Origin of the sequence: Lacrimispora sp., from assembly GCF_036758025.1 — a bacterium.
In the GTDB taxonomy this organism is placed as follows: Bacteria; Bacillota; Clostridia; order Lachnospirales; family Lachnospiraceae; genus Lacrimispora.
This window is the reverse complement of the sequence record NZ_DAIOXM010000011.1, coordinates 80,030-91,682: the sequence shown is the minus strand read 5'-3', so window position 1 is coordinate 91,682 and position 11,653 is coordinate 80,030. Positions and strand designations below refer to the sequence as shown.

At 47.6% G+C, this 11,653-nt stretch carries 7 protein-coding genes; 2 read left to right on the top strand and 5 right to left on the bottom strand.

The features are described 5' to 3' along the window. From V7M78_RS11200 to rpsO, 4 genes are all read right to left on the bottom strand, one after another. The gene (locus tag V7M78_RS11200) at positions 1–702 is read right to left on the bottom strand and encodes a FadR/GntR family transcriptional regulator (RefSeq protein WP_333649486.1); all 702 of its coding nucleotides are present in this window, start codon (positions 700–702) and stop codon (positions 1–3) included. 59 nt (positions 703–761) lie between these two features. Then, positions 762–2,399: an amidohydrolase gene (locus V7M78_RS11195; RefSeq protein WP_333649484.1), complete on the bottom strand. Its 1,638-nt coding sequence runs from the start codon at positions 2,397–2,399 to the stop codon at positions 762–764. 88 nt (positions 2,400–2,487) lie between these two features. Beyond that, positions 2,488–4,608 carry a polyribonucleotide nucleotidyltransferase gene (locus V7M78_RS11190; RefSeq protein WP_333649482.1) on the bottom strand — a complete coding sequence of 707 codons (2,121 nt, stop codon included), beginning with the start codon at positions 4,606–4,608 and terminating at the stop codon, positions 2,488–2,490. 183 nt (positions 4,609–4,791) lie between these two features. Beyond that, the gene (gene rpsO / locus V7M78_RS11185; protein WP_333649480.1) at positions 4,792–5,058 is read right to left on the bottom strand and encodes a 30S ribosomal protein S15; all 267 of its coding nucleotides are present in this window, start codon (positions 5,056–5,058) and stop codon (positions 4,792–4,794) included. Between the two features lie 334 nt (positions 5,059–5,392). Between rpsO and V7M78_RS11180 the strand changes: the two genes are divergently transcribed. Next, positions 5,393–7,543 carry a methyl-accepting chemotaxis protein gene (locus V7M78_RS11180; RefSeq protein WP_333649478.1) on the top strand — a complete coding sequence of 717 codons (2,151 nt, stop codon included), beginning with the start codon at positions 5,393–5,395 and terminating at the stop codon, positions 7,541–7,543. 186 nt (positions 7,544–7,729) lie between these two features. Then, complete coding sequence (locus V7M78_RS11175; protein WP_333649476.1) at positions 7,730–10,303, top strand: PAS domain S-box protein; 2,574 nt, start codon at positions 7,730–7,732, stop codon at positions 10,301–10,303. A 16-nt stretch (positions 10,304–10,319) separates the two neighbouring features. On the opposite strand, the gene V7M78_RS11170 is transcribed toward V7M78_RS11175, so the two are convergent. Next, positions 10,320–11,651: an amidohydrolase gene (locus tag V7M78_RS11170; RefSeq protein ID WP_333649474.1), complete on the bottom strand. Its 1,332-nt coding sequence runs from the start codon at positions 11,649–11,651 to the stop codon at positions 10,320–10,322. Positions 11,652–11,653 lie beyond the last annotated feature (2 nt).

Below are 11,653 nucleotides of genomic sequence, written 5' to 3'. Positions count from 1 at the left end.
TCACATCTTTTCCTGCAGCGGTGCCAAATCTTTTTTTTCTTCTTTAAAACGATTTTCATTATACATTAAGTGAAAATACATGGCCTGCTGCGCTTCTACTGGCTTCCGGTCCCGGATGGCTTCATAAATCCTCCGGTGGGACAAAAGGGTCTGATCATATTCCGTTTCACGGACCGCCCCGGCAAATACCTCTACTCCGCCGGTGATAACAGGAATTAAATTAGTCATCACCAGGTTACCGCTGCACTGGGCGATTCTGACGTGGAACCTGGAATCCGCTTCCGCATAATCTTCCCGCCTTCCCATCACTTCCTCCAGTTCAAGAAGGATTTCTTCCAGGGACCGGATGTCCTCTTCCGAAGCATTCTGGGCGGCCAGAGCCGCAATAGGAGGCTCCAGCATAACCCTCACCTGGATTAAATCCTCTGTCAGCTTTCTTCTGTCTTCTATCATGAAAAAACCAAGGGGATCGTCAGCTACCCCGTTCTTTTCGGAAATAAAGGTTCCGGACCCCTGACGGATAGTCACAATATTCCGGGACATGAGAATTCTCAAGGCTTCCCTGACCGTATTCCGCCCCACTCCCAGAACCTCCGACAGCTCTGCTTCCGTAGGCAGCTTATCTCCCGGCCCATATGATTTTTCCTGTATCATATTCATCAGCTTCTGGGATGCAATCTCTGCCAATGTGAGTTTTTCCATTCTAATCTCCCTCCCTGTTCCCATACTTACCAAAAGGATACAACTGTTCCTGTGAAAAATCAAGGGCAGCTTCCATCAAACACGCAGATTCCATCCACAAAGGTCTGGTACACCTTCACGTCCTTAATCCTTCCCGGCCCGCAGTACCGCAAATCCTCTGCCAAAACAGTAAAATCAGCCGTCATGCCGGGCAGCAGCCTGCCCTTTTCCTCCTCTTCAAAGCTGGCTCTGGCTCCTATGGACGAATAAGTTTCCAGCGCCTCCTCCACCGAAAGGGCCTGATCAGGAAGAAATATCTTGCTTCCATTGAGAGTGGTTCTTGTTACCGCACACTGAATTCCTGCCAGCACATGGGGGTTTTCTACCGGGGCATCAGAGCCATTGGAAACGTCCACTCCCATATCCAGAAGAGTCTTAAACTGATAGGTGTCTGCCGCCCTCTCCTTCCCAAGCCTGTCCTCCACAATGTGATTGTCATAATCCAGAAAAATAGACTGGACATAAGCGTGCAAATCCAACTCCTGAAATTTCTTCAACAGTTCCTTTGTGGTAATCTGGCAGTGGACAATTCCATGGCGCAGCCTGTTTCCCCCTTTTGCCGTTCCAGCCTTTTCAAAAGCCCGGACCGTCATATCCATAGCCTGATCCCCAATGGCGTGGACAGCCACCTGCAGCCCGTGTTCAGAAGCAAAGCAAATCTTTTCATCAAGCTCTTCCTGGCTGTAAATGGAGATTCCACAGTTGTCCGGATTTTCAGCATCATCGGCATAAGGCCTGCTTAACAAGGCAGTCCTGGCCCCCAGGGAGCCGTCTGTAAAGACTTTTAAGGGACCGATGGTAAAAAAGCGGCTTCCCGCCCCTGTCCTATATCCCTTGGAAACAAAATCCCTTAAGGTATCCATGCCGGATAGAAGGCACTGTTCATACACCTTTACCGTCATCAGTCCTTGTGATTCCAGCTCCCGGTAAGCATCTAATACTGCTTCATAAGAAACACCTGGAAATGCCTCTAAATCATCACTCTGAACCGAAGTAATTCCATAGGCGTTTAATTTCTTCATAGCAGTCAGTATGTATTCCTTAATCTCCTCTTTCCCCGGAGAAGGAATAATCCGGCTCACCATGTTGATCCCATATTCCCGGAGCACTCCCGTAGGCTCTCCCTTCCCGTCAACATCAAAGCAGCCTCCCTCGGGCTGGGGGCTGCCCCCTGTGATGCCCGCCGCAGCAAGGGCCGCTGAATTGGCACAGGCCACATGGCCGCAGGCGCGAAACAAAATCCCAGGCCGGTCTCCAGTGACCCGGTCTAAATCATACCGGTTGGGAAACCGTTTTACATCCTGAAAATAATCGTGGTTCCAGCCCCGTCCCACGATCCAGCCGCCCCTGGCTTCCTCATGAGCTGCCATATACTCAGATACCCGGTCCAGTACAGAAGCCATGGAAGAAGTTGCAGAAGCCAGATCCACCGTTGTCAGACCGTAACCGTATTCCAGAAGGTGCATATGGGAATCCACAAAACCGGGAACCACAAAGCGTTCTTCCAGGTCGTGCCAGACCGCCGGGTCTTTCTTCACCCAGGCTTCCATGTCCGCCCGGTCTCCCAGGGCCCCAATCCGGCCGTTTTCGACTCCAATAGCTGACACATACATGCCTCTTTTGACATAAATCACTGCATTATAATAAATATCTTTCATAATACCTCCTGGATTCCAATGATCCAACGCAAAAACAGGCAGCAGACAGAGATGGTTCTGTCCACTGCCTGCCATAGGCACAGCCTGATTATTGGGATTCTTTTGCTGTTTCTGCTTTAGGATTTAAGTCGCTGGGCTTCATGCTCAAATTGATTCTGCCCATTTTGTCAACTTCCATTACCTTAACAGTTACTTCATCGCCGATATTTACCACATCTTCCACCTTAGCCACTCTCTTATCAGAAAGCTTGGAAATGTGGACCATTCCGTCCTTATTTGGAGCCAGTTCAACGAAAGCGCCGAAGTTCATGATTCTCACTACCTTGCCTGTGAAGATCTGGCCTGCTTCTATCTCAGTTACAATGCTCTTGATGATCTGGATTGCCCGGTCAATCATCTCACGGTCAGTTCCGCATACAGCTACGTTGCCGTCGTCGGAAATATCGATCTTGACACCGGTTTCATCAATGATCTTGTTGATCACCTTGCCCTGCTTTCCTACCACATCACCGATCTTCTGAGGATCAATGGAAACCTGCTCAATCTTCGGAGCATACTTGCCCACTTCCTTGCGAGGCTCTGCAATGGCCTTTGCCATAACTTCATCCAGGATGTAAAGCCTTGCCTCTCTGGTGGTGCGGATCGCCTCCTCAATGATGGGTCTGGTGAGGCCGTGAATCTTAATATCCATCTGAATGGCAGTGATTCCCTTATGGGTACCGCCAACCTTAAAGTCCATATCGCCGAAGAAATCTTCCAGTCCCTGGATATCGGTTAAAACGATATAATCATCATCGCTGTCTCCTGTAACCAGACCGCAGGAAATTCCTGCAACAGCAGCTTTAATAGGAACGCCTGCTGCCATCAAAGCCATGGAGGAGGAACAGATGCTGGCCTGAGAGGTAGAACCGTTGGATTCCATTGTCTCAGATACGGTACGGATAGCATATGGGAATTCCTCTTCTGAAGGAAGAACCGGAATCAAGGCCTTCTCTGCCAAAGCTCCATGACCAATCTCCCGGCGTCCAGGTCCTCTGGAGGGCCTTGTTTCTCCTACGGAGAAGGATGGGAAATTGTAATGGTGCATATATCTCTTAGAGGTTTCCATATCGTCAATGCCGTCTAATTTCTGACGCTCTGACATAGGAGCCAGAGTACAGATATTTAAAATCTGGGTCTGACCGCGGGTGAACATGGCAGAACCGTGAACTCTTGGAAGCATGTCGATCTCTGCTGCCAGGTGACGAATCTGATTCATGGCACGTCCATCAGGACGCTTGTGATCCTTTAAGATCATCTTGCGGACAGTCTTTTTCTGATACTGGTAAACAGCCTCTCCCAGCACTGCCAGCCACTCTTCTTTATCGGCAAAAGCTTCTTCCAGCTTCTTTGTGATGTTTCTCAAGTTTTCTTCTCTTACCTGCTTTTCATCGGTAAATACGGCAGCTTCCATTTCTTCGGGAGTGACGATTTCCTTAATGGCTGCAAATAATTCTTCCGGAACAGCACAGCTAGTGTAGGTATGCTTTGGTTTTCCGTATTCTGCCACAATGGTATCGATGAACTTGATGATCTCCTGGTTTACCTCATGAGCCTTGAAAATAGCCTCGATCATGGTATCTTCGGCAACCTCATTGGCTCCTGCTTCGATCATGATGACCTTTTCTCTTGTGGAAGCAACCGTAAGAGCCAGATCAGAAGCCTGCTTCTGAGCCTGGGTCGGGTTGATAACCAGTTGTCCATCCACCAGACCAACCTGAGTGGAAGCACATGGGCCGTCAAATGGGATGTCAGAGATGCAGGTTGCGATGGCAGAGCCTAACATAGCTGTCAGCTCCGGGCTGCAGTCCTGGTCTACGGACATAACGATGTTATCCAGGGTTACGTCGTTGCGGTAATCCTTTGGAAACAGAGGTCTCATAGGACGGTCAATGACACGGGAAGTTAAGATGGCATTTTCAGATGCCTTTCCCTCTCTTTTGTTAAAGCCGCCTGGGATCTTTCCAACGGCATATAATTTCTCTTCATATTCCACGCTCAAAGGGAAGAAATCAATGCCATCCCTTGGCTTGTCGGAAGCAGTTGCAGTGGCTAATACCACTGTGTCTCCATAGTGCATAAGTACTGCACCGCTGGCCTGCTTTGCTACTCTGCCGACATCAACAGTCAATGTTCTGCCAGCCAGTTCCATACTGAAACTCTTGTACATAATTTAGGTATCTCCTTTTACATTTACATTATTTTTATCATTAACAGCAGAAGGTCCGAAACTACTGATCTGGATACAATTTATTATACCCACATCAGCGGTCTCGGTAAATGCTTCTGCTTTTAATATTCTTTCTTCATATAGACAGATAGGGTGGAGAAGTTCTCCACCCTAAATGGTTTATTATTTTCTGATTCCCAGCTTCTCGATCAAGGAACGATATCCTTCCAGATCTGTCTTCTTTAAGTAATCAAGAAGACCTCTTCTCTGACCAACCATCATCAGAAGACCTCTTCTGGAATGGTGATCTTTTGGATTCTGCTGAAGGTGACCAGTTAATTCTGTAATTCTCTCTGTCAGAATTGCGATCTGAACTTCCGGTGAACCTGTGTCTCCAGGCTTTCTGCCGTATTCTGCAATAATAGCTGCTTTCTTTTCCTTTGAAATCATAGCGATTTCCTCCTTGTTCTTTTCTTCTCACCTCATACCAAGCATTGGTTGGAGTATCCAAAATACCGGGCAACGGCGCATATTTACACCAACATATTTTATCACAATCTTAATTCTATGTCAATGAGTTAATAATCGAAAAAGTTTCTTTATGAAACCTGGGTTTTGTGTCAAATCCTGTTGATTTTCGTCGTATTATGTGTTAGATTATATGAAATTCCTGGAAGTTTAAGAAAAGCTTTCAATTATTTTAATTACAATCCGAGAATTTATACAATTTTTTCCAACTAATTGAAACCCAGCCTGGGGCAATGCAGAGAAGGAGTGTTAATCTATGCCAAAACGAAAAGAAGACAGACGCCATCATTCAAGGGGACGAGGCTTTAAAACCCTGTTTTCCAAAATTCTTGTATTTGTGGGAGTACCCATAATTTTTACTTATGTAATTGTAGGAACAATCATCACAAGCCTGGTGGGATCCACTGTTACCCGCCTGACAAATAATGAACTGCGTTCCGAGTCTCTGGCAGCCTCCAACGAAATCCAGAAATACCTGGAGAAATTTTATGAAATAACCCTTCAGATGTCCATGAACAGTCAATTGGTGGGATTATTTGAATACGTTAATAAGGAACATAGTCTCAGCCAGGCCAAAGACTTCCAGCAGATAAAGCAGACTATGGAAAATATTCAGAAGGCAGATTCGGACTCCATATTAGCTGCCTGGATCGTGGATCTGGATTCCAGCCAGCTTTTACTGTCAGACGGATATCTGGCTGAAACCGGCTGGGAAGTAACGACACGGCCCTGGTATCAGCCTCTTATTGATAAGAAGGATACCATTATCACAGAGCCTTATGAGGACAGCGTTACAAAATCCCAGGTAGTCAGCATTATTTCCCCTGTATTCAGGCCCGGCAGCCAGGAAATCATAGGAATAGCAGGTCTGGATTTCATGTTGGATGGTCTGTCGGCCACCATACAATCCTATACCTTAAGGGATACCGGTTTCTACATTTTATCCACTGGGGCTGGCCAGCTTATCTACCATCCTTCTTCCGAATTCATTAATAAGAATATATCAGAAGCAGATATGTCTGACAGCATTAAAAATGCAATTCTGGAAAAAAGAGAGGGAGCTCTGGAATATACCTCTCACGGAGTACCCAGTCACGGCTATGTCCAGTCCATCGGAGACACAGGCTGGGTGGTCGCCACCGGCCTTCCTGACGGAGAGTTTTATCAGGAATACAACGGAGTTCGGATCACTCTGCTGATTGTCTTTGCCGCAGCTGCAGCACTCATCCTCTTCATGCTTTTGCTTATATCCAGGCAGATCGTTCTGCCCATCAAGGCCCTGACCCAGACTGCCAACCTGATTGCAGACGGAAACTTGGATGTGGAAGCCAAGGCCCATTCCCAGGACGAAACGGGACAGATGGCAGAAGCCATCAATCGGACCGTGGTGCATCTTCGCAGATATATTGCATACATAAAAGAAATTACAGACACTCTTGGAAATATGGCCGATGGAGATATGCGCATTCACTTGCAGCAGGATTATTCCGGTGAATTCGCTTCTATACGGTCAGCCTTTGAAAACATTTCCGTTTCTCTCAACGATTCTCTGACGAAAATCAACATCGCGGCAGAGGAAGTGAGCATTGGCGCTGACCAGGTTTCAAGCGGAGCCCAGGCCCTTGCATCAGGAGCCACGGAACAGGCCGCTTCTGTAGAAGAATTAAACGCTTCTGTAGCGGAAACCGCCAGACAGGCAGAAGAAAACTCTGCAGCCGTCAAAACTGCGGCTCACTATGTGGAGCAGACCGTAGCCGGTGTCAATTCCGGAAATGAGCATATGAAACAGCTGACAGACGCAATGGCTGATATCAGCTCCGCTTCCGGTCAGATTGCAAATATTACCAAGGTGATCGAAGACATTGCATTCCAGACCAATATCCTGGCCCTCAATGCTGCCATTGAAGCAGCAAGGGCAGGGGAAGCCGGAAAGGGCTTTGCCGTAGTGGCCGATGAGGTCCGCAACCTGGCTGCCAAATCCGCAGAAGCAGCCCATCAGACTGCCTCCTTAATCCAGACCTCTGTAGAAACTGTAGAAAGGGGCCTGATCTTCACTTCAGACACTGCAAAGATTCTCCAGGAGGTGGAGGTTATGGGAAAAGCCATCAATGAAAGCTTTACGAAGATTGAGCAGGCTTCCGCAGACCAGGCCATTGCCATTGAACAGATCACCATGGGCCTGTCTCATATTTCCGCAGTGGTTCAGACTAATGCTGCCACCGCAGAAGAAAACTCTGCCACAAGCGAAGAAATGTCAGCCCAGGCCTCCACTCTGCGCAATGAAGTGGGCAAATTCAAGTTAACTTCCAGTGAAGGCAACAGCTCTTCCCCTTCCATCGAAAGGATTCTTCCCGAAACAGATGAATGGGCCTTTGAGCCTTCATCCGGTCCCGGAAAATATTTTTAAATCCCAAATCGGGCCTCAAGGCATCAAACAGATGCCTGGGGCCCGATTTATGTCGTTTTTAAGCGGAATCTTCATTGAATATTTGTTGAAATCCCTTCTTTAATGTGGTAAATTAAAAAGAACATATAATAGGTAAATACTGGAAACTACATTTAGTTCATATAACCGTTTTTACAGGGGGGACAAATGATTTTGTGTGAACATGATATACAGCAGAAAAAAAGCATCATGTCTTTTGGCATCGGATATGTAAGGCTTTTGATGGATGAACGAAACGAGCCGGAGGACTTTATATTTGAGGAAATCAATCCAGCATTTGAAAAACTGACAGGCTGGAACAAGGAAGAGGTAACAGGAACCCCGGCTTCCGGCTTCACCCGGCTGTCAAAAGCCGGCATGTTATATTGGCTCTCTCTTTATTTAACTGTCAGAAATTCCAATAAAACCCAGGAAACCACCCAGTGGATCGATGAGTTACAGAAATACATCACAATTACGGCCATCCCCGCCGAAGGAGAGTCTCTTATGATTGTAATAAGGGAGTCGGCCGAAGAGGCTGTTTCCCTGGCTCAGGATAAAGAAACTGCCCACATTCTGGAAGTTCTGGACCCTCTGTTCAGCAATTCCCGGGACGCTGTCAGCCTTCTGGAATACAGCAGCGGCAAATACTTCTATGTACAAAACAACTCCATCCATCAAAGGCTCACCGGCGTCTCAAACGTCAGAGGAATGGAACTTTCCAAACTGGTGGGGAGGTATACGGGAAAGCAGCTTCAAAGATATTATGAGCAGTGCATGATTACCGGACGTCCCGTCAGCTATGAGCAGGAATTTAACTTTGCTCCGGGAAAACGGATCTGGCAGACAGAGGTATCCCCCATATTCGGCTCCGACGGCATCCGCTATCTCCTGCTTCTCAGCAAGGACGTGTCAGAGCTGAAACAGATGCAAAAGGACAATGAACTTCTTTCCCGAAGGCTTAAGTCCATGTTCACCCAGCACAGTGCCATTAAGCTGATTTATGATCCTGATTCCGGACATATCTTAGACGCTAACCCTTCTGCCTGCCGTTTTTACGGCTATAGAAAGGACGAGCTCTGCGGCATGATGGTCCAGGATATCAACATGCTTCCTGCCGATAAGCTGAGAGAGCGATTTCGAAGCGAGCTGGCGGGAGGAAACTATTTTTCCGCCGTTCCATACCGGCTGAAAAATGGGGAAATCCGGCTGTTGGATGTATATTCCTGTCCCATCTCCGACGGAGACCGTAAACTGATCTATTCCATTATCTTTGATGCCACAGACCGGGAAATCTACCGAAGCGCTTTATTAAAGGAAAAAGAGCTTTTAAAAACCACCCTCCAGTCCATCGGAGACGGAGTTGTCACCACGGATAAAAGCGGCAGGATTACCAGCCTGAACAACGTGGCCCAGGAATTGACTGGCTGGGATAATTCCTCAGCCATTGGCAGACCTTTTACCGAGGTGTTTGTTTTAAAGAACGAAGAAACCGGAGAAACGGTGGAGAATCCCATTCAGAAGGTTCTTGACACCGGCAGGATCATAGGCCTGGCCAATCATACGGAACTGGTTCGGATTGACGGACAAGCCATTCCCATTGCCGACAGTGCCGCGCCCATCAGGACAGAAGACGGACAGACCGCAGGAGTGGTCATGGTATTCCGGGATGTGAGTGATGAGAAAAAGCACAACAGGCAGATTGAATATTTAAGCTTCCATGATTCCCTGACCGGTCTTTACAACCGCTATTATATTGAGAGAATTTTAAACAAGCTGGATACGCCGGAAAATCTTCCTATTTCTGTCATCATGGGAGATGTCAACGGCCTTAAGATCGCAAATGATGTGTTCGGACACAATGCAGGAGACATTATGCTCCAAGGCGTAGCCCGGCTCCTGGAAAAAAACTGCGGGGAAAATGGTTTGATTGCCCGCTGGGGAGGAGATGAATTCGTAGTCTTCCTGCCCCAGACCAGTGCAAAGACAGCAGAACGAATTATCCGGAACATCAAAAATGCTCATATCGCCATCAATGAAAGCGGGCTGTTCTTAAGCCTGTCCCTTGGCTGCGCCAGCAAAGAATCCATGAGAAAGGATATTCAGTCTGTCATGAGGCAGGCGGAAGAATATATGTATCATCAGAAGCTTTTAGACAGCCAAAGCTACCGGAATTCCATCATCAACACTCTTCTTGCCACTCTTTATGAGAAGAGCAATGAAACCGAGGAGCATTCCAAACGCCTGGAAAAATACTGTCACTGCGTAGGAAGAGAGCTTCAGCTTTCCTCAAAGGAAATGGATGAGCTTTCCCTCCTCTCCCTGCTCCACGATATTGGAAAGGTGAGCATTGACCCGGCTGTTCTGCAAAAAACAGGCCCTCTCACCCCGTCGGAATGGGAAGAAATGAAACACCATCCGGAAATAGGCTACCGGATTGCCCAGGCCACTCCTGAGCTTGCCACTGTCTCCCACTTCATTCTTTCCCACCATGAACGCTGGGATGGCAAGGGCTATCCCCAGGGACTGAAACAGAAAGAAATCCCTCTCATCTGCCGCATCCTTGCCCCGGTAGACGCCTTTGACGCCATGACCAATGACCGGGTATACAGAAAGGCCATGAGCACAGAGGAAGCCCTTTTGGAGCTGGAAAGAAATTCAGGCATTCAATTTGATCCCATCATTACAAAGATTTTAATAAAAGCAATTGAAACGGAAAAAGAAGCTGGCAGGATTTTATAAATTCTGCCGGCTTCTTCTATTTGCCGTAACGCTTCATATAGGACACAAATTCTGTTTTTTTCATTTTATCGGAAAGCTCTTCCCTGATTTTTTTCATATCTGCCTTTAAAAGCTTTTTATCCCTGACGAGACACTCTCCCGCCACATACACGGTTTCCACATTGGAAGGGCCGGCACTGTAAACCAGGGCGGAATAAGGATCGTAAACCGGAAACATGTTGGGGGAGTCTGTTTCTACCAGAACCAGATCCGCCTGCTTTCCAGGCTCTAAAGAACCGGTTTTATGGTCAAGTCCCAGGGCTTTTGCACCTTCTATGGTAGCCATTGCCACAATGGTTTCCGCTGGAAATGCACTCCTGTTCCTGGTCTCATTCTTATGAAAATCTGCAAAAAGCTTCATCTGTGTAAACATATCCAAAGTGTTTCCGCTGGCCGGTCCATCGGTGCCAAGTCCTACGGTTATTCCGGAAGCCGCCATACTGCTGACCGGAGCCACTCCCTTTGCTGCCTTTGTATTGGAACCGATGCAGTGGGCCACTCTGGCCTTCCTGTCCTTTAAAAGAGAAATATCCTTTTGATCCAGGTGGATGCAGTGAGCTGCCAGGGTCTCTTGGCCCATGACCCCGATGCTGTCTAAATACTGTACCGGAGTCATGCCGTATTCCTCCCGGAAATAATCCATTTCATAGTCCATTTCCGCTGTGTGAAGAGTAAATGGAACCCCAAAGGAAGAATCCAGAAGATAAGCTTTCTGAAGCAGCTCCCTGGAGCAGGTATTGGTTCCGTGAGGAGCCACGCAGGCTGAGATCCGGGGATGGGATTCATATTTCTTTATCAGCCTCTCCCCATATTGAAGAGCTTCCTGCGGATCAGTAAAATCACAGGCCCCCTCTTCCATAATAGTCTGCCCTGCAAATCCCCTCATCCCCATTTCATCCATGCCCCTTGCAGCTTCCTCTTCGTAGTAGTACATGTCAAGAACCGTAGTCACTCCGCTAAGAAGCATTTCTCCGGCTGCATAGCGGGTGGATAAATAAACCAGCTCCTCATCTACTGCCTTCTGTTCCATGGGAAGAAGAAATACCCTCAGCCGGTCCTTGCAGTCATCTCCAAGCCCCCGAAACGGAATCATTCCCATATGAGTGTGAAGATTGACCATGCCGGGCATGAGGATGCCACCTCTGCCGTCAATCTGTTTTGTATCCGGGAATCCGGCTTCCTCAGGAAGTTCCTCCATAGGGCCTGCCGCTGTAATCATATCATCTTCAAACATCACAAAGCCCGGATCGTGGATTTCTCTTTTTTCATTCATGGTTACTGCTGCCACATTTACAATTATCGTTCTCACAC

Coding starts and splice junctions, on each gene's coding strand:
- V7M78_RS11190 (WP_333649482.1), bottom strand. CDS start 4,608: ATGTACAAGAGTTTCAGTATGGAACTGGCTGGCAGAACATTGACTGTT.
- V7M78_RS11175 (WP_333649476.1), top strand. CDS start 7,730: ATGATTTTGTGTGAACATGATATACAGCAGAAAAAAAGCATCATGTCT.
- V7M78_RS11200 (WP_333649486.1), bottom strand. CDS start 702: ATGGAAAAACTCACATTGGCAGAGATTGCATCCCAGAAGCTGATGAAT.
- V7M78_RS11180 (WP_333649478.1), top strand. CDS start 5,393: ATGCCAAAACGAAAAGAAGACAGACGCCATCATTCAAGGGGACGAGGC.
- V7M78_RS11195 (WP_333649484.1), bottom strand. CDS start 2,399: ATGAAAGATATTTATTATAATGCAGTGATTTATGTCAAAAGAGGCATG.
- rpsO (WP_333649480.1), bottom strand. CDS start 5,058: ATGATTTCAAAGGAAAAGAAAGCAGCTATTATTGCAGAATACGGCAGA.